The organism is Streptomyces sp. NPDC051940, from assembly GCF_040680895.1.
Lineage (GTDB): Bacteria > Actinomycetota > Actinomycetes > Streptomycetales > Streptomycetaceae > Streptomyces.
In genome coordinates, this window is sequence record NZ_JBFAXR010000131.1 from 1 (window position 1) to 22,977 (window position 22,977).

Here is a 22,977-nt window from a genome sequence, read left to right on the forward strand (position 1 = left end):
ATCGCCTGGCCGGCCCCGAACGCCCAGAACACCGAGGCCGCGCACGGTTCCGCGCTGGGCGCGGAGGAGGTCGCCGCCACCAAGGTGGTGCTGGGTCAGGAGGAAGACCCGCGTGGCGACCCGCTCGATCGTGCCGCGGAGCCCGAACGTGAGTCCCGCCGCGAAGTCCACGACCCGCTTCGCGTCCGCGGGGTCCATGGACGAGAGGTTCACGATGACGGGGACGCCCTCACGGAAGAGTTCGCCGATACCCCGCGCGTCCCGGAAGCCGTCAGGCGTGATCGTGGCGATCCGGTGGCCCTGCTGCTCCGCGGTGTCGGAGACCACCTTGACGCGGGGGTCCGTGACCCAGGCGCCGCCCCGCGCGGGCTGCTGCTGATCCGAAGCCTCCGCGTAGTCGTCGTCGTAGTACCGCTCGTCATCGCTGTCGTCGACGAGTCCGAGCCAAGCACTCGCCCTGCGCACCGATCCCATGGACGCCTCCTCTCTCCGGGGCCGACTTTTCCGTCCGCGCACCTATGGTCATCCATGATGCAGATGATGCGTCAATCGTATTGTTACCTCGCGGGCGATTCGTGACAGACCTGGTGCAAAACATGTGCCGGCAGGTCAGAGTTCTTGCTGATCAAGGCGGCTGACGGTGTGTTGGATACTCTATCCTGGGCCGACCGGGTGAGTGTGGGACGAACGGGTGAAGCCTTTAGAGGCTTTGAACTGTCGGGGGGACTGTGTTCGGGATCATTCGGCCGTGCAGACACCGGCTTTCCAAGGACCTGCACACATCGTGGCTTGCCCATCTGTGCGGGCTCTGTCTGGCGTTGCGCGGTGACCACGGTCAGTTCGCGCGTGTCGCGACGAACTACGACGGGCTGGTCATCAGTGTTCTGACGGAGGCTCAGACCCCGGCGACGGGCCTGCAGCGCCGCTTCGCCGGACCGTGTCCGCTGCGCGGGATGCGTACCGCCTCCGTCGCCAGGGGCGAGGGCGCGCGGCTCGCCGCCGCCGTCTCGCTGGTGCTGGCCTCGGCCAAGGTCCGCGACCATGTCGCCGACCGCGACGGCCTGCTGGCCCGCCCGCGCGTCGCCGCCCTCGCCGGCCGCGTCGCCCAGTCGTGGGACCGCGGCGGGGCCCGTACGGGCGGTGAACTCGGCTTCGACACGGCCGTGCTGGTCGACGCGGTGGCCCGGCAGCCGGAGCTGGAGCGGCTCGCGGGACTCGGTACGCCGCTGCTGGCCGTCACCGAGCCCACCGAGACCGCGACCGCGGCCGCGTTCGCGCACACCGCCGTGCTCGCCGGGCGGCCCGGCAACGTCGCGCCGCTCGGCGAGGCCGGGCGCCTCTTCGGCCGGCTCGCCCATCTCCTGGACGCCGTCGAGGACCTGGGCGCCGACGCCGCCGCCGGCGCGTGGAACCCGGTCGCCGTCACCGGCGCCGATCTGGCCGAGGTGCGCCGGCTGTGCGACGACGCCGTGCACGGGGTGCGCCTCGCGCTGCGCGAGGTGGAGTTCGAGGACGCGAAGCTCGCGCACCGGCTGCTGGTGCACGAACTCCCGCACTCCGTGGAGCGGGTGTTCGGGCCGGCCTGCGGGCATGTGACGGCGAGCGGTCCGTACGGGCCCGGGCCGGGCGGCAATCCGTACGCGCCCCCGGGCGACAACCCGTACGGCAACCCGCCCGGCGGTCCGGGGATGCCGCCTCCGCCGGGGCCGCCGCGTGGGCGGGGCGCGCTGATGGGGTGTCTGGCCTTCGCGGGGCTGCTGTGCACGTGCCAGGTGTGCTGCGCGGGAGAGTTCGCGGACCCGTGGACGGGGCAGCGGCGCGAGGGCGCCTGCCACAAGTGCGACTGCAACTGCAGCGGGTGCGGTGACTGCTGCAGCTGCGGCGACGGGTGTGACTGCTGCTGCGACGGGTGCGACTGCAGCTGCTGACGGGGCTGGAACTCCAGGCGCCGCGGAGACGCGCCCGCACGCGCCCCGATGCACTCCACCTGCGGGGCTTGTGGAACGCTTGGGCGTCATGAGCGCAGATGAGCGGGCCGCAGACGCCCCGGGGCAGTGGACGGCGTGGCACGAGGACCGGCTGCGGCGGGTCACCGCCCCCTACGGACCGCTGTCCGTCACCGGCACCCTGTGGCTGGACGACGCCGTCGACGGGCGGCTGGACGACGTACCGGGGCGGTGGCGCGTCGACGGTGACGCCCTCGTCGTACAGGCCGAGGCGGGTGACGGACTGACCCTGGACGGGGAGCCGTTCGCCGGTGAGGTGCGGCTCGCGGTGCACGAGGGCGGGCCCGGTGCGTCGCGGCTCGCGCACCGGCGGTGCCGGCTGGTGCCCATGCGGCGGGAGGGGTTGTGGGCCGTTCGGGTCTTCGATCCGGAGGCCAAGGCCCGTACGGCCTTCGACGGGATCGACGTCTTCGACCACGACGCCCGTTACACGCTGCCGGCCGTCTTCCGCCCGTACGACGCCGAGCAGCACGTCCAGGTGCCCAACGCCGACGGCGTGGCGCGGGGGATCGGGCTCGCGGGCGAGCTGGTCTTCACCCTCGACGGGCAGGAGCGGACGCTGAAGGCGGGGGTGGAGGACGGCGGCGGGCTGTTCGTCGTCTTCGCCGACGCCACCAGCGGCCGTACCAGCTACCGCTTCCGCTTCCAGCGCACCGCGGCGCCGGCCGCCGACGGCTCGGTCACGGTGGACTTCAACCGGGCCCAGCTTCCGCCGTGCGCTTTCACGTCGCACTTCCTGTGCCCCTTCCCGCCGCCGGGGAACCGCCTCGACGTGGCGGTCCCGGCGGGGGAGAGGGACGTCGCCTCCGCCTGAGCGCGTCTGATCCGGGCCGGCCCGCGCGACACCTCCGCGCGGGCCGGACGGCGTTGTGATCGCCGTGTGTTGCCACTGCGTGAACCCGTGTCAAGCGGTCTTGTGGGCTGGGTGGCGGGCGACCATACTCCCCTCCAGTGCTTGTCAGGGGCATGGCCTATCCGGGCCGTACCTCTGTCCTGCTGATGCCTGAGGAGGCCGAGTTGAGGCTCAAGCGCATGGCCATCGCCACCGCGATCACATCCGCGCTGCTCACCGCAGGGACAGTCGGGCTGCCCGCCGCGCAGGCGGCCCCGCACACCGCATTCAAGGCCGCCGACGCCGCAGCGGCCGTCGACGCCGCGAACATCGGCGGAACGGCCTGGGGCAAGGACGCGAAGGGCGGGTTGAGGGTGACCGTGGACTCCACGGTCTCCGCCGCCGAACTGGCCAAGCTGAAGAACGCGACCGCGAAGTTCGGCAGCGGCGTGACCATCGAGCGCGCGACGGGCGTGTTCAAACCGCTGCTCTCGTCCGGCGACGCCATCTACGGCGGCGGCTACCGCTGTTCCCTCGGCTTCAACGTCGTCAAGGGCGGCACCTACTACTTCCTGACCGCCGGCCACTGCGGCGACGTGGCCAACACCTGGTACACCAACTCCAGCCAGACCACGCTGATCGGTCCCACCACCGGGTCCAGCTTCCCGGGCAACGACTACGCGCTGGTCCGCTACGACAACACGTCGCTCAGCCACCCCGGCGGCTTCACGGTGGCCGACCCGTTCGTCGGCGAGTCCGTCACCCGCCGCGGCTCGACCACCGGGACCAAGACCGGCCAGGTCACTGCGCTGAACGTCACGGTGCACTACTCGGGCGGCGGCACCGTCCGCGGCATGATCCAGACCACCGTCTGCGCCGAGCCCGGTGACTCCGGCGGCGCGCTGTACGACGGCACCAAGGCGCTGGGCATCACCTCCGGCGGCAGTGGCAACTGCAGCGTCGGCGGTACGACGTTCTACCAGCCGGTGCGCGAGGCGGCGGACAAGTACGGGGTTACCGTCTACTGAGTCCGAGGCGGCGGTCGCCGGGACGTCCCGGTGGCCGCCGCATGCGCGGTCCGGGCGGGCAGGGTGCCGCGGGCCGCGCCGCGGCATGCCCGCAAACCGCCGTAACAGGGGCGTGAACTGCCGTGATGTGTCGGACGGTTGGCTTCCGCAAAGGTGTTGTGCGCCCTTGCGTTCCGCTTCCGGATCCGCCACGCTCGGGGCAGCGCTTGTCAGGGGCACGACTGTCAGTCGTTCACGAGACGCCTGTGTCTACGCGCGGAGACCAAGGGTCGGGAGACCCGGCCGCAGGCCCGGCCGGCGAGTCCCGGCCGCTCCGCGCCGCCCGTGGCTGCGCCTCACGGACCCGCACACCAGGCGGGTCCCCAACGAGTCGACTCGGAGGACTGAGTGAGGATCAAGCGCACCACCCCCCACGGCACGACGAAGGGCCACGCCAAGTGGCTCGCGGTCGCCTCAGCCGCCGTACTGGCGGCTGTGGCCTTCACGCCCACCGCCGGCGCGCAGGCCCCCGCTCAGGCCCGGGCGAGCGCCGCCACCCTGGCCAAGGCGGACACCGCCCTGCGTACCGCGGGCGTCGCGGGCTCGGCCTGGACCGTGGACGCGGCGACCGGCACCCTGGTCGTCGCCGTCGACAGCACGGTGACCGAGGCCGGCAAGGCGAAGATCAGGGAGCGGGCAGGCACGGACGCGGTGCGGTTCGAGCGGCTGCCCGGCAAGCTCAGCCGGCTCATCAACGGCGGCCAGGCCATCTACAACGCCGGCGGGCGCTGCTCGCTCGGCTTCAACGTCCGCACCAGCGGCGGCGTGTACTACCTGCTGACCGCCGGCCACTGCACGGAACTCGGCGGCAACTGGTACACCAACTCCTCGCGGACCACGCTGATCGGCCCCACGTCCGGGTCCAGCTTCCCCGGCAACGACTACGGCATCGTCCGCTACAGCAACACGGCGCTGACCCACCCCGGCACCGTGAACCTGTACAACGGCACCAACCAGGACATCACCAGCGCCGGCAGCGCCTTCGTCGGCCAGTCCGTCAAGCGCAGCGGCTCGACGACCGGCGTCCACAGCGGGTCGGTGACCGGACTGAACTACACCGTCGACTACGGCGGCGGTGACATCGTCTCCGGTCTGATCCGCACCAACGTGTGCGCCGAGCCCGGCGACTCCGGCGGTTCGATGTTCGCCGGTACGACGGCCCTCGGCCTCACCTCGGGCGGCAGCGGAAACTGCTCCTCCGGCGGTACGACGTTCTTCCAGCCGGTGACCGAGGCGCTCTCCGCGTACGGGGTGAGCGTGTACTGACCGTGACGGCGCCGCGCGCGCTGTGCACGGCGGGCCCCCGTCCGGGATGCCGGACGGGGGCCCGGTATCGGGCCCGGACGGGCCGTACGGGCTCTGTCCCAGACGTCTGCGGCGGGGTTACCGTGGACGTATAGGAGACGTCCTGCGCACGCCAGGGGGCGAAGATGCTCGAGGCGCTGGTGGCCGGTGGAGTGGCGTTGGTCTCTGTCGGCGCCGTCTATGCGATGGCTGCGGCCCGTGTGGTCAAGCAGTACGAACGCGGTGTGATCTTCCGCCTCGGGCGGCTCAGGACCCAGGTGAAGGAACCGGGCTTCACCATGATCGTCCCGCTGGTCGACCGGATGCGCAAGGTCAACCTGCAGATCGTGACGCTGCCCATCCCGGCCCAGGAGGGCATCACCCGGGACAACGTGACGGTCCGGGTGGACGCGGTCGTGTACTTCAAGGTCGTCAACCCCTCGGACGCGATCGTCCGGGTCGAGGACTACCGCTTCGCCGTCTCGCAGATGGCGCAGACGTCGCTGCGCTCCATCATCGGCAAGAGCGAACTGGACGACCTCCTGTCCAACCGCGAGAAGCTCAACCAGGGCCTGGAGCTGATGATCGACAGCCCGGCCGTGGAATGGGGCGTCACCATCGACCGCGTCGAGATCAAGGACGTGTCGCTGCCCGAGACGATGAAACGCTCCATGGCCCGCCAGGCCGAGGCCGACCGCGAGCGGCGCGCCCGTGTCATCAACGCGGACGCGGAGTTGCAGGCGTCGAAGAAGCTGGCGCAGGCCGCGCAGCAGATGTCCGACCAGCCGTCCGCGCTGCAACTGCGGCTCCTGCAGACGGTGATGGCGGTCGCCGCGGAGAAGAACTCCACGCTGGTGCTGCCGATCCCGGTCGAACTCCTCCGCTTCCTGGAACGGGCACCCGGCGCGGCCCCGCCCCCTCCGCCCACCCCGCCCAACGGCGCCCTCGAGGTGGAGGAGACGGCGATCCCGGCGAACCCCCTGCGCCCGGCGGAACCGCTGCCGGAGCTCGAGGGGATGGTGCCGGAGCTGCTGCCGGAGGGGGACGAGCCGTCCACGCCGGACCTGGAGCCCGCGCCGGAGGAGAAGCAGGAGGAGAAGCCGGAGGACTGAGGGCGGCGCGTACGGCGTCGCCGCCCCGCCACGGATGTTCCGGTACGTTCCGTGGTTCCCGGTGCCGTGGGCTCAGCGGGCGGGCGCGGGCGGGAGGTCGCGGCCCAGGCGGGCGAGGGGGGACGCGGCCATCAGCAGGGGGGACAGCATCATCGTGGAGGCCGTCAGCAGCAGGCACGTCGTCGTGCCCCACATGTCCGTCAGCCGGCCGCCGAGCAGGGAGCCGAGGGGGGCCGTGCCCATGCCGGCGAACGTGATCGTCGCGGCCACGCGGCCCTGTATCCCCGCCGGGACGAGGTGCTGGCGGACGGCCGTGACCGTGACGTTGACGAGCTGGCTGAAGACGCCGAACACGAAGTTCACGGCCATCAGCGCGGCGACCGCCCGCGCCGGCGGGCCGTGCACTGCGGGTACGCAGAGCATCGAGGCGTTGCCCAGCGCGGCGGCGGTGACGAGGACGCGCCCGTAACCGAGCCGGGCCGGCAGCCGGGCGGCCAGCAGCGAGCCCACCAGTGCGCCCGGGCCCGTCGCCGCCAGCGCCAGGCCGATGGCGGTCGCCGGCAGGTGCAGCTCCCGGGGCAGGTGGATCAGGTAGACCGTCATCAGGGCCGCGAAGGAGAACTGGAAGGCGGCCGAGGCGAGCCCCACGGTGCGCAGCGCGGGGTTCCCGGCGACATGGGCTAGCCCCTCGTGGATCTGCCGCCAGGTCCGCGCGGGCATCCCGCGCTCCGGGAGGACCTCGCGACGGTGTATCCGGCGGACCGACACGAAGGACAGCGCGAAGAACACCGCGCCCGACGCCGCGGCGGCCGGCGCCGACAGCAGCGACACCAGCGCGCCGCCGAGCGCGGGCCCGCCCACCTGGGCCGCGGACCGGCTGCCCTCGAGCGCGCTCGTCCCCCGCACCCACTGGTCGCGCTCCACCAGCCGTACGACGGAGGCCTGGTACGCCACGTCGAAGAAGACGGACAGGGCGCCGACCGCGAACGCCGCGGCGGCCAGCGCCGGCAGGCCGAGCAGCCCGAGGAGGCCCGCCGCGGCGACCGCGCCCAGCACCAGGGTCCGTCCCAGGTCCGACAGCACCATGACCGTACGGGCCCGCCAGCGGTCCACCCAGGCTCCGACGAGGAGGGGGAGCAGGAGCAGGGGCGCCTGCCCCACCGCGCGCAGGGCGCCCAACTGGGCCGCGTCGGCGTGGAGTACGAGGACGGCGACCAGCGGGAGGACCACCAGCGTCGCGTGCTCGCCGAGCTGGGAGGCGGTCTGGCCGACCCAGAGCCGGCGGAAGTCGGCGTCCCGCCACAGGCCGCGCGGCGCGGACGCGGCGGAGGCGCATGCGTGGGAACCGGATGTGTCTGAGGAGGAGGGAACGTACGGCACGGGGACCCCTGGGTGTCGCCTGGGACGAGGCCCGCCCCTCGTGGCACGCCGGCGGACGCGCCGACGGTTCGGGGCGGTTGGGAAGGGCTCGCTGTGCCGCATGACGAAGGCAGCACGCGATGACGGGCCGGTGACGGCCTACGGCGTCAGCGCGTGCTCGGGCGACCGGGCATGTCTCGACTCCTCGGAGGGATCATTCGCTGCCCGCACGATAATCCGGCGGCGCCGTGCGGTGAAAGCCGTTTTCCCGCGGCCCTCACCCCAGGAAGCCGTTTTCCCGGGCCCCTCACCCCAGGAAGTCGAACCGCGTGCCCGTCCCCAGTTCCACCGCCCGGCGGTACGCCGGCCACGCGAGGGCGAGGTCCTGCCAGGGGAGGCCCACCGGGGCGTAGACGGTGGCGGTGTCGTCGCGCGGGGCGGTGGCCGCCTCGCCCCGCAGGACCTCCGCCATCGTCGCCGCGGCCGCCTGAGGGCCGAGGCCCGTGTTGCCCAGCGCCCCGGCCCGCGCGGCGAGTTCGCGGTCGTCGACCACCACGTACGACGAGCGCAGCAGGTCCGCCGACAGCTCCGCCTTGCCGGGCTCGTCCGCGCCCAGCGACGTCACGTGGCAGCCCGGCCGTACGTCGCCCGCGTCGAGCAGCGGCTCGCGGGCCCAGGTCGCGGTGACGGTGATGTCCGCCGTACGGGCCGCCTCGCGGGCGTCGCCCGACGTGGAGGAGGCGATGCCGCGGGCACGGCCGACCCGGTCGGCGAACGACTCCGCCCGGGCCCGATCCAGGTCCACCACCGTCAGCCGCCGCACCGGCCGCAGCGCGGTGAGCCCGCGCAGCACCAGCTCCGCCTGCGCGCCCGCGCCGACCACGGTCACCGAGTCCGCCCCGGGCCGCGCCAGCGCGTGCGTGCCGAGCGCCGCCGCGAGCCCGGTGCGCCAGGCCGTCACCGTCGCCGAGTCGAGCAGCGCGAGCAGTTCGCCGGTGGCGAGATCGTGCAGGCACACCACCCCGCGCAGCGCCGGATCGGCGCCCGGGAACTTCGCGTTGACCTTCACCGTGTACGCCGGGATGCCGGGCACCAGCCCCGGGATCAGGGCAGTGGCCGTACCCGGGCCGGGGAGGCCGGTGCGTACGCGCTGCGGGGCGATCGCGCCGTCGGCGGCGCCGAACCCCGACCGCAGGGCGGCCAGTGCGGCCTCGGTCTCCAGCACCCGCTCCAGGCCGGAACGGGACAGCAGCAGCGTCATGGGGGCGGCTCCCGGCGTGCTCGTTGATCAGGCATCGACCGGCCCAGGGTCGCACGGACGCGGACCGAGCCCCGTCCCTGGACGGCGGTGACCGCTCCCCTCACCGCCCGTCGAGCGGTCCGAAGACCGCCAGCGCCTCCTCGGCCGAGTTGCGGGCGTGGACGTACTCGTCGGCCCACGCGGCGGCGTCCGGGAAGCCGGACTCCGCGGCGATACGGGCGCACGCCGCGGCGTAGTCGTACGGCGTGCGCCGCAGCGACACGCCCTGCGCCGTGAGCAGCGCCCAGTGCGCGCCGGGGCGGCCGTACGGCATGCCCACGCTGCCCGGGTTGACGACGAGACGGCCGTGCGTGAGGCGGACGTACGGCATGTGCGTGTGGCCGCAGACCACCGTCTCCACCTCCGGCGGGAGGCCGGCGAGGACGTCCGCCCAGCGCTGCGGGCGGGAGTCGACGAGGACCATCTCCTCGTCGTCGCGGGGCGTGGCGTGGCAGAAGAGGGTGCTGCCGACGGTCGCGGTGGGCGGGAGCCCGGCCAGCAGCGCCACCTGGTCGTCGCGCAGCCGGCCGGCGGCCCACGTCGTGACCGCGTCGGAGGTCTCCTTCCCGCCGCGGGACTCGACCAGTTCCCGCTCGCCGTTGCCCGCGATCCACAGCGCCCGCTCGCCGAGGGCGGTGAGCGCGTCGAGCGTCTGCACGGGCAGCGGCCCGGAGGCGATGTCGCCGGTGAGCGCGATCACATCGGCGGAACGGACGTCCGGTTCGGCGAGCACCGCCTCCAGGGCGGGCAGCACGGCGTGGATGTCGGAGAGGACGGCGATCGTGGGTGCGGTCATGGGGCCAGCCTGGTCCTTCGCCGGTGCGGTCGGGAAGCGGCTTAGCGGTGGGCAGAGTCGGGAAGCGGCTTAGCGGTGGGCAGAGTCGGGAAGCGCCTAGCGGTGGGCAGAGTCGGGAAGCGCCTAGCGGTGGGCAGAGTCGGGCGGCGCTACGGCGGGTAGGGCTCGGGGCTCTGTGGCAGCGACCCCGTGCGCCCCCGGCGTGTAGCCGAAGTTGCGGCGGAAGACGTCGATGAACGCGCTGGCGGAGGCCCAGCCGCAGCGGTGCGCGACGGCCGTCACCGGTACGTCGTCGGCGAGCATCCGCAGCGCGTGGTACAGCCGCAGCTGGGTGCGCCACTGCGGGAACGTCATGCCGAACTCGCCGCGGAAGAGCCGGCTGAGGGTGCGTTCGCCCACGCCCGCCGCGGCCGCGAGGGCGGACAGCGGCCGGCTGTCGGCGGGGTCGTCGTGCAGCAGGGCGCACACGGCCGCCAGCCGGGGGTCGGTGGGCGCGGGCAGCTGGACCGGCTGCTGCGGCGAGGCGCGCAGCTGGTCGAGGAGGACGGCGCGCATCCGGCGGCGCTGCGGCGTCTCCTGCCGCTCGCCGCCCGTGTACGCCAGGATCAGCTCACGCAGCAGCGGGCTGACGGAGAGCACCGCCGGGCCGTCCAGCCCCAGGGGGTTCGTCCGCGCGGGCAGGCCCAGCAGGTGCAGCCGCAGCCGCCCGTACGCGCGATGGGCGTGCACGCAGCCCGCCGGCACCCAGATCGCGCGGGTGCCGGGCGCGAACCAGGTGCCCGCGTCCGTGGTCACGGCGAGTACACCAGAGCCCGCGTAGACGATCTGGTGGTCGTCGTGCCGGTGCGCGTCGATCCGGTCGCCGGGCGCCAGCAGCTGGGTCCGGGTGGGGGCCTCGGGGGTATGGCGGATTTCCGGCACAAGTTGGCATCTTATCGGAAGCGCGCCAGGCGGCCGCGGGGCGACGATGCCGGTGTGCCTCCCGCGAACTCCCGTATTCCGCTGCTGTCCATGAGCCACGCCTGTGTCGACGTCTACCAGGGTGCCGTCGCCGCCCTGGTGCCGTACTTCGTCGCCGAGCGCTCCTACGGCTACGCCGCCGCCTCCGGGCTGGTGCTCGCCGCCTCGCTGCTGTCGTCGGTGGTGCAGCCGCTCTTCGGCCTGCTCACCGACCGGCGGCGGATGCCCTGGCTGCTGCCCCTCTCCGCGCTGGCGGCGGGCGCGGGGGTGGGGCTCGCGGGGGTCTTCGGGCCGTACGCCGTGACGCTGGCGGTCGTCGCGCTGTCCGGCGCCGGGGTCGCCGCCTACCACCCGGAGGCGGCGCGCGTGGCGCGGGCGGCGGCGGGCGGGAGCCATACGGCGATGGGGTGGTTCTCGCTCGGCGGCAACCTCGGCTTCGCGGCGGCCCCGCTGCTGGTCGCGGGTGTGCTGGCCGTCGGCGGGTTGGCGGCGTCACCGCTGCTGGCCGTGCCGGCGGCGCTCGGGGCGGTGCTGTGTGCGGTGGTGGTGCGCCGGACGCCCGTGGAAACGGCGTCCGTTCGCGGCGGGGAGCGGAGTGCGGTCGCGGCGGACGACTGGCGGTCGTTTGCACGGCTGTCGGGGGCGATCGTCTGCCGCTCCGTCGTCTTCGTCGGCCTCAGCGCGTTCGTCGCGCTGTACGCGCGCGAGCGGACGGGCGGCGGTCAAGGGGCGGGTACGGCAGCGCTGTTCGTGCTCTACGCCGGCGGGGCGGTGGGCACGGTGGCGGGCGGCCGGCTCGCCGCGCGCTTCGGGCGGACGGCGGTGGTGCGGTGGTCGTACGCGCTGACGGTGCCCGCCGTGGCAGGCGTCGTCCTCGTGCCCGGTCCGGCGCTGTACGTCTTCGTCGCGCTGACGTCGGCGGGTCTGTACGTGCCGTTCTCCCTGCACATCACCCTCGGCCAGGACTACCTCCCCGGGCGCCCCGGCACCGCGAGCGGTGTCACGCTGGGCCTGGCCGTGAGCGTCGGCGGACTCGCCGGGCCCCTGATCGGGGCGGCGGCCGACGCGTGGTCCCTGCAGGCGGCGCTCGCCCCGCTGATCGCACTGCCCGCGGCCGGCTGGCTGCTGCTGCGCACGCTCCACGAGCCGGCTGCTGCGACGGCGCCGCGGGCCGGGCGGCCCGGGAAGTTCCGGAACGCCCGGGATCTTGACGTAACCCGTCGGCTGCGGAACAACTCCCGTACGAGTCACTCGCCTTGACGAGACGGAGGCGCACGGTGAACGTTCGCTCAAGCCCGCGCAACGGTGTGCGGCGGCGCCGGACACGCGTCGCGGTCGCCCTCCTCGCCCTGAGTGCCGGGCTGCTGGTCCTGCCACCCGAATCGCGGCAGGCGCACGCGGCGCCCGGCTGCGTGTCCACCGCCGACTGCCTGGGCAAGATGACGCTCGCCGAGAAGGCGGGCCAGATGACCCAGGTGGCCAACACCTACCTCTCGAACAAGAACGACCTCGCCGCCTACGCCATCGGCTCCGTCCTCAGCGGCGGCGGGGGCGGCCCGAACGGCGAGGGCGGCACCGCGGCGCAGTGGGCCGACATGGTCGACGACCTGCAGGGCCACGCGCTGCAGAGCCGGCTCGGCATCCCGCTGCTGTACGGCGTGGACGCCGTACACGGCCACAACAACGTGCAGGGCGCGACCCTCTTCCCGCACCACATCGGGCTCGGCGCCACGCGCGACGCCGACCTCGTGCAGCGCGTCGAGGACATCACGCGCCAGGAGGTCCTCGGCACCGGCATCCGCTGGACGTTCGCGCCGTGCGTCTGCGTGCCGCGCGACGACCGGTGGGGGCGGACGTACGAGGGCTACAGCGAGGACCCCTCGATCGCCGGCGCCCTCGGCGCCGCCGCGGTCCGCGGCTTCCAGGGGACCGCCGTCGGGCCGTCCTCCGTGCTCGCCACCGCCAAGCACTACGTGGCCGACGGCGGTACGGCGTACGGCACCGGGGACAGCGGCTATCTGATCGACCAGGGCGACGCCCGGATCAGCGAGGCGGAGCTGCGCTCCGTGCACCTGCCGCCGTACCGCGACGCGATCGCGGCGGGCGCGGGATCGGTCATGGTGTCGTACAGCAGCTGGAACGGGCAGAAGCTGCACGGCTCGCGCTATCTGATCACCGATGTGCTGAAGGGCGAACTCGGCTTCCGGGGCTTCGTGGTGAGCGACTGGGGCGGGGTGAAGCAGCTGCCCGGGGCGTCGTACGCGGACAAGGTGGCCGACGCCGTCAACGCCGGGCTGGACATGATCATGGTGCCGGACGACTACGCCGGCACGATCAACGCGATCGTGTCCGGCGTCAACACCGGCCGTATCCCGCAGTCCCGGGTCGACGACGCCGTCAGCCGCATCCTGGACGCGAAGTTCGCGCTCGACCTCTTCGGCCACCCCTACGCCGACCGCTCGTACACCCCTGCCGTCGGCTCCGCCGCGCATCGCGAGGTCGCGCGGGAGGCGGTGCGCGAGTCGCTGGTGCTGCTGAAGAACGACGGGGGTGCGCTGCCGCTGGCGAAGACCGGTTCGTACAAGATCGTCGTCGGCGGGAAGTCGGCGGACAACCTCGGGAACCAGACCGGCGGCTGGTCGGTCAGCTGGCAGGGCGCGTCCGGTACGCACACCACGGGCACGACGTTCTGGCAGGCGCTGCAGCAGGAGACCGCGGGGACGGGCATCACGCTGCAGAACGTCGGTACGCGCACCAAGGGCCGCTACAGCGGCGACGTCGGCATCTGGGTGGGCGGCGAGACGCCGTACGCCGAGGGCCGGGGGGACTCCGCCACGCTCGCCTTCGGCAACGACAACGCGGCCCAGCTGGGCGACCTCTGCGCCCGGGTGACGACGTGCGTCGCGGTGCTCTACTCGGGCCGCCCCCTGGTGCTCACCGACCAGCTGCCGAAGGCCGCCGCGTTCGTGGCGGCGTGGCTCCCGGGCACGGAGGCCCGCGGCATCACGGACGCGCTGTTCGGCTCGGGCTTCACGGGGAGGCTACCGGTGAGCTGGCCGCGCGCGGTGGCGGACGAGCCGGTCAACAGCGGGGACGGGAAGGTGCCGTTGTTCGGGCCGGGGTACGGGATCACGCCGTACTGAGCGGCCCATGGGGCCCTGCCCCGCTGTGGCATGGCGGGGCCGGGCCTCGCGGCGGGTGGTGCGGCGCTGCTAGGGTGCTAATGGCTAGAGCGTTTCTATGCATTAGGGAGTTCCGGCGTATGGTTCTGCTTGCCCAGATCAGTGACCTGCACCTCAACGGCGGCGAGCGCGCGCACGGGCGCGTCACGCGGGTGATGGACCACCTGCGCGCCCTGCCCCGGCAGCCCGACGCCCTCCTCGTCACCGGTGACATCGCCGACCACGGCGCCGAGGCGGAGTACGAGGAGGCCGCGGAGCTCTTCGCGGCGCCCTTCCCCGTGCTGACCTGCCCCGGCAACCACGACCACCGGGCGGCGTACCGCAAGGTGCTGCTGGGGGAGCCGCCCTCGGACGAGCCCGTCAACCGGCTGCACGAGATCGCCGGCATCGCGGTCCTGACGGTCGACTCGACCATCCCCGGGCGCAACGAGGGCGTGCTCGCCCCCGCGACGCTCGACTGGATGCGGGACGCCCTGCGCGGCCTCGGCGGCGAGGTGCCGGTGCTGGTCGCCTTCCACCAGCCGCCCGTCGCCATCCACCACCCCGTCGCCGACACGATGGGCCTGCAGCAGCCGGAGGACCTCGCCGCGGTGATGGCCGCGCACCCCGAGATCGCCGCCGTCCTCACCGGTCACGTCCACAGCCCGGGTGCCTCGGTCTTCGCCGGGCGGCCGGTGGTCACCGGCCCGGCGGTCGACAGCACCATCCGGCTGGGGTGGGAGGACCAGGACGTCTGGACCGACTACGACGCCCCGCCCGGCGTCGCCTTCCACGCGCTGGGCGAGGACCGGCGGCTGATGACGCACTTCCGCGTGGTGTACGGGGGGTGAGGGGCGGCCGGGCCCCGGGCTTCCTCAGCCCGTGGGTGCCCCCGGTGGGGTGATGAGGCAGGGTGGTCGCCATGTCGGAGTCCGTGCTGCCCGGGGGGAGCGTCAACCGGGTGCTGCGCGTCGGCGACACCGTGCGCCGTACGCCGCAGGACCGCGCCGGTTTCGTACACGAACTGCTGCGCCTGCTGGAACGGCGCGGATTCCGTGCGGCCCCGCGCTTCCTCGGCGTGGACGCCGAGGGGCGGGAGATCCTGTCGTACGTCGAGGGGCGCGCGCAGTGGGAGCCGCGCCCGGCGCTGTCCGACGACAGCGTGGCGCGGGTGGCGGAGCTGGTGCGCGGGTTCCACGACCTGACGGCGGGCAGCGCGCTCGCCGGCGGCAGCCCCGTCGTCTGCCACAACGACCTCGCCCCGAGGAACACCGTCTACGACGCGGACGGCGTCCCGGTGGCCCTCATCGACTGGGACCTCGCCGCGCCCGGCGAACGCCTCCACGACGTCGCCCACGTCTGCTGGCAGTACCTGGGGCTCGGGCCCGCCCTGGCGGACGCGGATGCGGCGGGGCGCCGGATGCGGCTGGTGGCCGACGCGTACGGGATGGCGCCCGGCGTGCGCGGGGCGCTGTACGGCGCCGTCCTGTGGTGGCAGGACCGCTGCCGGCGCGGGATCGCCGCGGGTGCGGAGGCGGGGGACCCCGCCATGGTCCGGCTGCGGGCGGCGGGGGCGGTGGGCGAGGTGGCGGCCGCGCACGACTGGACCGTGGCGCACCGGGCGGAGCTGACGGCGGCGCTGTGAGCCGTGTCGCGGATTGGCCCGGCGGATGCGGGATGACCGGGCGGGCGATCGTTGTTGCACACAGTGGTTACTCTCACGAGCAATGACGATCGATTCTGGAGACCTACTGATGACGGCTGACGCCGGAACCGCCAAGCCCACGGTCGACTTCTACTTCGACCCGGTCTGTCCCTTCGCCTGGATCACCTCCCGCTGGATCCTCGAGGTCGAGAAGCAGCGCGACATCGACCTCCGCTTCCGGGTGATGAGCCTGTCCGTGCTCAACGAGGGCCGGGACCTGCCCGACGAGTACCGCAAGCTGCTGGACAACGCCTGGGGCCCGGTCCGCGTGGCCATCGCCGCGGCGCAGGCGCACGGCGAGGAGGTGCTGCGCGACCTCTACACCGCGCTCGGCACCCGGATCCACAACCAGCGCAACAAGGACCTGCCGGTCGTCATCAAGGAGGCCCTCGCGGAGGTCGGCCTGCCCGCGGAGCTCGCGGAGGCCGCCGACACCGACGCGTACGACGACGCGCTGCGCAAGAGCCACCACGAGGGCATGGACCCGGTCGGCGAGGACGTGGGCACGCCCACCATCCACATCGACGGCGTCGCCTTCTTCGGCCCCGTCCTCACCGCGATCCCGCGCGGCGAGGACGCGCTCAAGCTCTTCGACGGCGCGTACGCGCTGGCCAGCTACCCGAAGTTCTTCGAACTGAAGCGCACACGCACGGGCGACCTCAGCTTCGACTGACGCCTCAGGCCGGCGTCCCCATCACGGAAGGGGGCGCCGGCCCTCAGGCGCCGAGCAGACCCAGCACCCGCTCCGCCTGCCGCTCGGCGCTTCCCGGCGGATTGAACGGCGTGGCCCCGCCGCCGGGGAGCAGCCCGGTGAGCCAGATCAGCGCACAGGCCCGGCGCAGCTCGCGCAACCGGGCGGCCTCCGCCGGGCCGAGGTCGAACCGGGCGAGGAAGCGGCGGGCGTCGAACTCCGTGTCGACCCAGGTGGAGATGCATGCGGCCCTCGGAGCCCAGGCGTGCGCCCGCCGCCCACCGGGCGCCCTCGCGGTACGCCTCGGCGACGCGGGGCGGGAGGCCCGCCGGGGGCGGAGGCGCGGACCAGGTGCGGGCCCGGCGCAGGGCCTCCTCCGCGTCCCAGGCCGCCGGCGCGAGGTCCGCCAGAACGGCGGCGGGCACCGCCTCGTGCAGGGTGCCGACGGCCCCCGCGAGCGCCGCGCACTCGGCGGCCCCGACGCGCCCGCCCCGCAGCGGCCGCCCCGGCACCCGGGTCATCACCACCTCGGCGCCCTCCCGGCGCACCGGCTCCGGCGCGAGCCCGGGGGCGTGGACGGCGAGCAGGGAGAGCGCGCGCCATTCACGGTCGGGTTCGCCGCGGTCGCGGGAGACGAAGCGTTTGACCACGACGCCGTCCCGGACGTCCACGTCGTGCGTGCTGTGGTGCGTCGCCGTCGTGGAGGGAAGCCTAGGACGGATCACGCCGCCTCCGTCACCTCCGGTTGCGGGGGGCGGTTCAGCTCTCGCCACTGGGGGCGCAGGCCCGAGACGGCCACCGTCGTCACGTACAGCGCCGCCACCGTCAGCAGCATCGGGACCAGGCCCAGCGTTCCCGCCCCCGCGCCGCCCAGCAGGACGCCCAGGGGGATGCCGGCGAAGGACAGGGCGCTGCCCAGGGCCTGTGCGCGGCCGAGGAGCGGGGCGGGGATGCGCTCGAAGACGATCGCGCCGATCACCGGGTTGACGAAGCCGATGGCGAAGCCGCCCGCGGCGATGACCGCCAGCAGGACGCCGATCGGCGGATCGAGGGCGAGGACCAGCATCTTCGGCGGGGTCGCCAGCAGGAAGCCCGCGAAGAACACCGTGCGCCGCGGCAGCCGGTGCGCGGTCGCCGCGGCCACCAGGCTGCCCGCCACGGCCGCGGCGCTCCACACGCCGGCGACCACTCCCAGCACGGCCGCGCCGCGGCCCGACTCCCGCGCCCAGACCGGCATCAGCACGCCCGAGGCCGCGTCGAGGAGGTTGGTGGCCGCCAGCATGACGAGCATCGTCAGCAGCAGCCGGTCGGTCCGCAGCAGGGCGGGCGCCTCGCGCAGTTGGCGCAGATAGCCCTCCTCCCGGCCGGGAGGCGCCGGCGGCGGTCCGCCCATCCCGCGGGGCAGCGACAGCGCGACGATCAGCGAACCGAGCAGGAACGCCGCCGCGTTCACCGCCAGCGCGGTCATCGCGCCCAGGGACACCACGAGCGCCCCGCCCGCCAGCGGACCGGCCATGCCCGACAGTCGCTCCACCGCGCCGAGCAGCCCCGTCGCCCGCTCCAGCGGCACCCGGCAGAGCCGGGCCGCCTCCGGCACCATGACCTCCTTCGCCGTGTCGCCCGGCCCGCGCGCCGCCCCGACGACGACGAGGAGGGCGAGGAGCACGCCGTACGACAGCCGGTCCGCCGTGTGCAGCAGCGCGATCGACGCCGCGGCCGAGGCGCTGACCAGATCGGTGGCCCAGGAGATCCGGCGCGGCCCCAGCCGGTCCAGGAACGGTCCGCTCAGCGCCTTCACCAGCACGTACGGCGCCGCCTCGCAGAACGCGGCGACCCCCATACGCGTCGCGCTGCCGGTCGTCTCCAGCACGAACCAGGGCAGGGCGAGCGCGGCGATACCGGATCCGGTGAGGGAGACGGCGACCGCGGCGAGCAGGCCGACGAGGGGACGGCGGCCGACCGTGCCGCCGCCGCCCGTCACGACTCCTCCGGGCCGGGCAGGACGTACGTGAGGAGCGTGACGGGCTCCGCGCGCTCGTCGTCGCTCTCCGCGTGCTGGTACCGGGTGATGACGTCGGCCAGCTCCGACCGCATCGACAGCGTCTGCTCGGGCGTGAGCCGCAGCCTCCAGTTGCTCATGTCGATGACCTCCTGCCAGGCGGGCGGCATCGCCATCGCCTGGGCGAGGGTCTGCTGGACGTGGAGGTTGTGCGACGTGACCACCGACTGCAGATACGCGAGCACCGCCTCGGGCTCCTGGCGGGCGAGCTCCGGATCGCGCAGGACGGTGCGGTCGTGCAGCGAACGCCACCAGCGCTCCCGCGCGTTGCCGCGTCCGGTGTCCTCCGCGACGAAGCCCGCCGCGGCGAGCTGGCGGAGGTGGTAGCTGGCGGCACCGGAGTTGATGCCGAGGCGCTCGCCGATCCGCGTGGCCGTCGACGGCCCGTGCTTGCGGAGAAGGGTGAGCATCTCGACCCGGACCGGGTGCGCGAGGGCGCGCAGGCCCTTGGCGTCGAGGGATATGTGCGTTCCGGGGGGCGAGGCGTCGCTCGCGGGGTCGGATGACATGGGGACACCGTAGAACGCAAAGAGTCGTTTGCAAAGAGTTCTTCGCGAAGAACTCTTTGCGATGTGCGGTCAGTTGACGGACGGCCGACGGTGGGCGAGGTGTCAGCCGGCCGAAGGCGCCGAGGTCAGCGCGTCCATCACGTGGTCCAGGTACCGTCTGCGGTCCTGCGCGCCGGACGGCAGCAATCCGGGCGTGGTCCGGGCCAGTTGGGCGTGCCCGAGGTACGTGCTGTACGCGAGCAGCGCCCGCTCGCGCGCCGTCCCGGCGGGGAAGCCCAGCTCCTCGAAGAGCGCCGCGATCGCCGCCACGCGGGTCTCCGTCACCCGCGCCAGCGCCGGCCCCACCGCCGGATGGTCCGCGTTCGCCAGCAGCGCGGGGCCGATGCGGTCCCGTTCCGCCGCCTCCACGACGGTCGCCGTCAGCAGCCGCAGCCGGTGGGACGCGTCGCCGCCCGCCCGGGCCACCTCGTCCAGCACGGTGGTCGTGGTCTCCGTCTCCCAGGCGGCGAGCGCCGCCTGGAGGAGCGCGTCCCGGTTGGCGAAGTGCCAGTAGAAGCTGCCCTTCGTGGCGCCCAGGCGCGTCGCGAGCGGTTCCACGGCGACGGCCGCGACCCCGCCCCGGGCGAGGGCCGCGAGCGCGGCACGCGTCCAGTCGTCCTTGCCCAGCCGGGACTTGGGGGTTGTCGTCCGCTTCGCCATGACCGTACGCTACCGTACGGAAATCCATACGGTGGCGTATGGAAGGGGGAGCGGTGACACGGTACGACGTGATCGTCGTGGGCGCCCGGGTGGCGGGCGCGGCGACGGGGATGCTGCTGGCCCGGGCCGGCTTACGGGTGCTCGTACTGGAGCGGGCGGCCTTCCCCAGCGACACGGTCTCCTCGCACCAGGTGCAGGTCCCGGGGATCGCCCTGCTGCACCGCTGGGGGCTGCTCGACGGACTGCGGGCGGCGGGTACGCCGGCGACGCGGCGGGTGCGGTTCGACGCCGGGCACACGGCGTTCGAGGGGCCGCTGCCGTCGTACGGGGGAGTGGACGCCCTCTACAGCCCGCGCCGCACGCTCCTCGACGCGCGGCTGGCGGATGCCGCGCGGGCGGCGGGGGCGGAGGTGCGCGAGCGCTTCCGGGTGACCGGCCTCGTATGGTCCGAAGGCCGGGTGACCGGGGTGCGGGGCGAAGGCCGCGGGGGTGCGCCCGTGACGGAGCGGGCGCCGCTGGTCGTGGGGGCGGACGGCAAGCACTCGCTGGTGGCACGGGAGGCGGGCGCGCGTGCGTACCGGACCCGGCCGGCGCGGGCGTTCGCCTCGTACTCCTACTGGGCCGGGCTGCCGGTGACCGCCGGCGAGCTCTACCAGCGGCCGGGACGGACGGTCGCCGTCTTCCCGACGAACGACGACCTGACGATGGTCTACGTCGCCGCCCCTCTCACGGAGTTCGACGCGCTGCGCGGCGACCTCGACGGGCATGTACGGCGCACGGCCGACGGCTGCGGCGACCTGGGCCCGCGCCTGCGCGCCGCCGAACGCGCGGAACGCCTGCGCACCACGCCGGACCAGCCCAACACCCTGCGCGTACCGCACGGGCCCGGCTGGGCGCTGGCCGGCGACGCGGGGGCGGTGATGGACTCGATCACCGCGCAGGGCATCACCAACGCCCTGCGCGACGCGTCGCTGCTCGCGGACGCGGTCGTACGCGGGCTGCCCGGCGGCCCCCGCCGGCTCGACGCGGCGCTGCGCGCCCGGCACCGGCGACGGGACGCGGGACTGCGGGAGATGTACGACCTCACGGTCGGGCTGGCGGAGTTCGCGCCGCCGGGGCGCCTGGAGCGGCGCTTCCTCGCGGCGGTGGCGGAGCGGCCGGCGGAGGCGGAGCGCTTCCTGGCGGCGTTCACGGGCGCGGCCCCGCTGCGGGCGTACCGCGCGCGGGCGGCGGCCCGGCTCCTGCTACGGCGTCCGCGTGCGGGCGGCGGCCCGCCGCCTGCTACGTCCGCGCACCGCCCGGCTGTCCCCGGTTCTCCTTCCGGCGGACGAACTTGAGCCCCGACCAGTCTTCGCCGAGGGCGGCGACCTTCACGTCGACGAGGCCGAGCGGGAGGAAGACGTCCCGCAGGTCGTTCTCCGCGATGTCGCTGTCGTGCCCCGCGGCCCGGCGGGGCCAGGCGATCCAGAGCGTGGCGTGGTCCGCCAGCCCGTCGCCGAGACCGGCCGCATCGGCGGTGAGGGCGGCCCGCTCCCGGTAGAACGCGACGCAGACGTCGGCGCCGTCCGGTCCGCCTGCGGCGACGGTGCAGTCCTCGGGGGGCTCCGGGAGCGTCCAGCCGGCGGGCCGGTGGTGGAGGTGGACGAGGTGCCCGGGCTTGACGCCGAGCTTCTTCGCGAGCGGGGTGGGGGAGTAGCCGCCGGCGGCGGCGGAGGGGCTCATGGGGTCATCGTCGCGGAGCGGCCACGCCCCCGCAGCGCAACGCGCGACGCGGTGGCGTGGCCGGAGCGGGGTGGTGTGGGCCTGGAGCGGGGTGGTGTGGGCCCGGAGCGCGAGGGCGTCGTGGTCACGCGGCGGCGGCGTCCCGTTCGGGGCTGGGGTCCGCCGCGGGCACCCCCGGCCGGGGCCGGGGCCGGGTCCGCGTACCCCATCGCTCGAGCGCCGGGCCCGCGGCGCCGACCGCCGCGAAGAACGCGCCCAGGAGGAACCAGCCGGCCGTGCCGAGCCCGAGTACCGCGGTGGTGAGGACGGCGGGGGCCAGCGCCTGGCCCGCGCTGAAGCCGAGGCCGAGGAGCCCCTGGTACTGCCCCTGGGCGTGGTCGGGAGCCAGGCCGAAGCCGAGGGCGAATCCGGCCGAGGACTCCCACACCTCCCCGAGGCTGTGGATGAAGATCGCCACTACGACGAGGGCGGCGGCGGCCCACACGGGGGTGTGTGCGGTCAGGGCCATCAGCGGACAGCTGACGAGGAACATCAGTCCTGCCGTACGGAACGCCCTGCCTCCGTCGCGAGGGGTCTCGACGCGGGACCCGATCCTGGTCTGCAGCAGGACGCAGACCGCGGCGTTGACCGCGAAGACCGCGGCCACGGTCCAGCGCGGGGTGTCCGTGTGCGCCGAGATCCAGATCGGCAGCAGCAGGGACACCGTCTGGTACTGCAGCCCCATGGCGCCGTACAGGGCGGTGAAGGTCAGGTACGGGCGGTCGGTGAGGGCCTGCCAGCGGCGCTGCCCGGGCGGCCTGGCGAGCGCGGGGTAGCCGGGGAGCAGGAACAGCAGGAGGGCGCAGAGCGCGAAGCTGGCCGCGTTGCCGAGGATCAGCGTGACGTAGGCGGTGCGGGTGTTCGCCGTCACGGCGAACCCGGCGCCCACGGTTCCCAGGATGACGCCCAGATTGACGTACGTGCGGAGCTTCGCCCGGAAGACCGCCGGGCGGTCGGTGCCGACCCGGGCGACGAGGGCTCCCCAGGCCGCCCCGCCGGCGGCCGCGGCGAGCTGGTCGACCGTGGCGATGACGGTGAGGGCGGTCCAGCTCTCGACGAACACGAGGGCGGCCATCGATATCGCCTGTACGGCCAGTGCGGCCGTCATGACCGTGCGCGGCCCGCGGCGGTCGGCCAGCCGGCCTCCGGGTATCCCCGCGAGCAGGCCGACCAGCCCGGCGACGGTGAGGGCGGCGCCGACCTGCGCTGCGGGGAGGCCCACGACCAGGGTGAAGTAGAGCGCCGACGCCGCGTTGAAGAGGCCGTTGCCGACCCGGTTCACGAAGCTGGCTGTGATCAGCACGCGCTCCGCGCGGGCTGCGCGGGCGGTTCGCGTGGTCGGTTTTCCCCTGATCATGGGCGCAGGCTAGCAGCGGGCATGTCGCCTTTGCGCTGGCGCCTGCGGCGCGCTTCGGCGCTGCGCGCCTCAGTCCTCAGACGCCGGACGGGCTGGATCCGGTGCCGGTCGCGCTGCAAGCGTGCGGTTGCGCTGGCGCCTGCGGCGCGGTCGGCGCTGCGCGCCTCGTCCTCAAACGCCGGACGGGCTGGAGCGGTGCCGGTCGCGCTGATCGGCTCGGGTCTCGCCGGCGCCTGCGGCGCGGTTCGGCGCTTCGCGCCTCAGTCCTCAAACGCCGGACGGGCACGCCGACGCGCAGCTGCGGGCGGTGACCCCGGAG

General features: G+C 74.2%; 21 protein-coding genes and 2 pseudogenes. 12 read left to right on the plus strand and 11 right to left on the minus strand.

Features of this window, described 5'->3' with window-relative positions; genetic code table 11:
• A pseudogene (locus tag AB0M28_RS33410) lies at window positions 1-108 on the plus strand (hypothetical protein); the annotation flags it as partial.
• On the opposite strand, the pseudogene sepF reads toward AB0M28_RS33410, so the two are convergent.
• A pseudogene (gene sepF / locus AB0M28_RS33415) lies at window positions 94-474 on the minus strand (cell division protein SepF); the annotation flags it as partial. The pseudogenes AB0M28_RS33410 and sepF sit on opposite strands and share 15 nt — an antisense overlap.
• 254 nt (window positions 475-728) lie before the next feature.
• Between sepF and AB0M28_RS33420 the strand changes: the two are divergent.
• The 5 genes from AB0M28_RS33420 (at window position 729) to AB0M28_RS33440 (ending at window position 6,301) form a co-directional block, all read left to right on the plus strand.
• The gene (locus AB0M28_RS33420) at window positions 729-1,928 is read left to right on the plus strand and encodes a DUF5685 family protein (protein ID WP_365413299.1); all 1,200 of its coding nucleotides are present in this window, start codon (window positions 729-731) and stop codon (window positions 1,926-1,928) included.
• An 88-nt stretch (window positions 1,929-2,016) separates the two neighbouring features.
• Window positions 2,017-2,820 carry a DUF1684 domain-containing protein gene (locus tag AB0M28_RS33425; protein WP_365413301.1) on the plus strand — a complete coding sequence of 268 codons (804 nt, stop codon included), beginning with the start codon at window positions 2,017-2,019 and terminating at the stop codon, window positions 2,818-2,820.
• 218 nt (window positions 2,821-3,038) lie between these two features.
• Entirely contained in the window at window positions 3,039-3,866 is an 828-nt protein-coding gene (locus AB0M28_RS33430) for a S1 family peptidase (RefSeq protein ID WP_365413337.1), read from the plus strand.
• Window positions 3,867-4,253: 387 nt separating this feature from the next.
• Window positions 4,254-5,171 carry a S1 family peptidase gene (locus AB0M28_RS33435; RefSeq protein WP_365413303.1) on the plus strand — a complete coding sequence of 306 codons (918 nt, stop codon included), beginning with the start codon at window positions 4,254-4,256 and terminating at the stop codon, window positions 5,169-5,171.
• Window positions 5,172-5,335: 164 nt separating this feature from the next.
• A complete protein-coding gene (locus AB0M28_RS33440; RefSeq protein WP_365413305.1) occupies window positions 5,336-6,301 on the plus strand; it encodes a slipin family protein in 966 nt (321 codons plus the stop codon).
• Window positions 6,302-6,373: 72 nt separating this feature from the next.
• Here the strand turns inward: AB0M28_RS33440 and AB0M28_RS33445 are convergent, their stop codons facing one another.
• The 4 genes from AB0M28_RS33445 to AB0M28_RS33460 form a co-directional block, all read right to left on the minus strand.
• Window positions 6,374-7,681 (minus strand): MFS transporter, encoded by a 1,308-nt coding sequence (locus tag AB0M28_RS33445; protein ID WP_365413307.1) that lies wholly within the window; start codon window positions 7,679-7,681, stop codon window positions 6,374-6,376.
• Window positions 7,682-7,967: 286 nt separating this feature from the next.
• Window positions 7,968-8,921: an ornithine cyclodeaminase family protein gene (locus AB0M28_RS33450; RefSeq protein WP_365413309.1), complete on the minus strand. Its 954-nt coding sequence runs from the start codon at window positions 8,919-8,921 to the stop codon at window positions 7,968-7,970.
• A 100-nt stretch (window positions 8,922-9,021) separates the two neighbouring features.
• Window positions 9,022-9,756 carry a metallophosphoesterase family protein gene (locus AB0M28_RS33455; protein ID WP_365413311.1) on the minus strand — a complete coding sequence of 245 codons (735 nt, stop codon included), beginning with the start codon at window positions 9,754-9,756 and terminating at the stop codon, window positions 9,022-9,024.
• A 123-nt stretch (window positions 9,757-9,879) separates the two neighbouring features.
• Entirely contained in the window at window positions 9,880-10,677 is a 798-nt protein-coding gene (locus AB0M28_RS33460) for a helix-turn-helix transcriptional regulator (RefSeq protein WP_365413313.1), read from the minus strand.
• A gap of 90 nt (window positions 10,678-10,767) precedes the next feature.
• On the opposite strand from AB0M28_RS33460, the gene AB0M28_RS33465 reads away from it, so the two are divergent.
• The 5 genes from AB0M28_RS33465 (at window position 10,768) to AB0M28_RS33485 (ending at window position 16,255) form a co-directional block, all read left to right on the plus strand.
• Entirely contained in the window at window positions 10,768-11,976 is a 1,209-nt protein-coding gene (locus AB0M28_RS33465; RefSeq protein ID WP_365413339.1) for an MFS transporter, read from the plus strand.
• Window positions 11,977-11,993: 17 nt separating this feature from the next.
• Window positions 11,994-13,859 (plus strand): glycoside hydrolase family 3 protein, encoded by a 1,866-nt coding sequence (locus AB0M28_RS33470; protein ID WP_365413315.1) that lies wholly within the window; start codon window positions 11,994-11,996, stop codon window positions 13,857-13,859.
• 119 nt (window positions 13,860-13,978) lie between these two features.
• Window positions 13,979-14,728 (plus strand): metallophosphoesterase, encoded by a 750-nt coding sequence (locus AB0M28_RS33475; RefSeq protein WP_365413317.1) that lies wholly within the window; start codon window positions 13,979-13,981, stop codon window positions 14,726-14,728.
• A gap of 71 nt (window positions 14,729-14,799) precedes the next feature.
• Window positions 14,800-15,522: a phosphotransferase gene (locus AB0M28_RS33480; protein ID WP_365413319.1), complete on the plus strand. Its 723-nt coding sequence runs from the start codon at window positions 14,800-14,802 to the stop codon at window positions 15,520-15,522.
• Window positions 15,523-15,631: 109 nt separating this feature from the next.
• A complete protein-coding gene (locus AB0M28_RS33485) occupies window positions 15,632-16,255 on the plus strand; it encodes a DsbA family protein (RefSeq protein ID WP_365413321.1) in 624 nt (207 codons plus the stop codon).
• A gap of 43 nt (window positions 16,256-16,298) precedes the next feature.
• Here the strand turns inward: AB0M28_RS33485 and AB0M28_RS33490 are convergent, their stop codons facing one another.
• The 4 genes from AB0M28_RS33490 to AB0M28_RS33505 all read right to left on the minus strand — a co-directional run bounded on the left by AB0M28_RS33490 (window position 16,299) and on the right by AB0M28_RS33505 (window position 19,540).
• Window positions 16,299-16,433 (minus strand): hypothetical protein, encoded by a 135-nt coding sequence (locus AB0M28_RS33490; RefSeq protein ID WP_365413323.1) that lies wholly within the window; start codon window positions 16,431-16,433, stop codon window positions 16,299-16,301.
• A gap of 561 nt (window positions 16,434-16,994) precedes the next feature.
• Window positions 16,995-18,254 (minus strand): MFS transporter, encoded by a 1,260-nt coding sequence (locus AB0M28_RS33495; RefSeq protein ID WP_365413325.1) that lies wholly within the window; start codon window positions 18,252-18,254, stop codon window positions 16,995-16,997.
• Entirely contained in the window at window positions 18,251-18,841 is a 591-nt protein-coding gene (locus tag AB0M28_RS33500) for a winged helix-turn-helix domain-containing protein (RefSeq protein WP_365413327.1), read from the minus strand. Before AB0M28_RS33500 ends, AB0M28_RS33495 begins: the two co-directional genes overlap by 4 nt.
• Window positions 18,842-18,943: 102 nt before the next feature.
• The gene (locus tag AB0M28_RS33505) at window positions 18,944-19,540 is read right to left on the minus strand and encodes a TetR/AcrR family transcriptional regulator (RefSeq protein ID WP_365413329.1); all 597 of its coding nucleotides are present in this window, start codon (window positions 19,538-19,540) and stop codon (window positions 18,944-18,946) included.
• Window positions 19,541-19,593: 53 nt separating this feature from the next.
• Here AB0M28_RS33505 and AB0M28_RS33510 point away from each other — a divergent pair, with 53 nt between their 5' ends.
• Entirely contained in the window at window positions 19,594-20,877 is a 1,284-nt protein-coding gene (locus tag AB0M28_RS33510; protein WP_365413331.1) for an NAD(P)/FAD-dependent oxidoreductase, read from the plus strand.
• On the opposite strand, the gene AB0M28_RS33515 is transcribed toward AB0M28_RS33510, so the two are convergent.
• Both AB0M28_RS33515 and AB0M28_RS33520 read right to left on the minus strand, forming a co-directional pair.
• Window positions 20,822-21,262 (minus strand): DUF3052 domain-containing protein, encoded by a 441-nt coding sequence (locus AB0M28_RS33515; protein WP_365413333.1) that lies wholly within the window; start codon window positions 21,260-21,262, stop codon window positions 20,822-20,824. The two genes, AB0M28_RS33510 and AB0M28_RS33515, sit on opposite strands and share 56 nt — an antisense overlap.
• A gap of 124 nt (window positions 21,263-21,386) precedes the next feature.
• Window positions 21,387-22,658 carry an MFS transporter gene (locus AB0M28_RS33520; protein WP_365413335.1) on the minus strand — a complete coding sequence of 424 codons (1,272 nt, stop codon included), beginning with the start codon at window positions 22,656-22,658 and terminating at the stop codon, window positions 21,387-21,389.
• Between the last annotated feature and the right edge of the window lie 319 nt (window positions 22,659-22,977).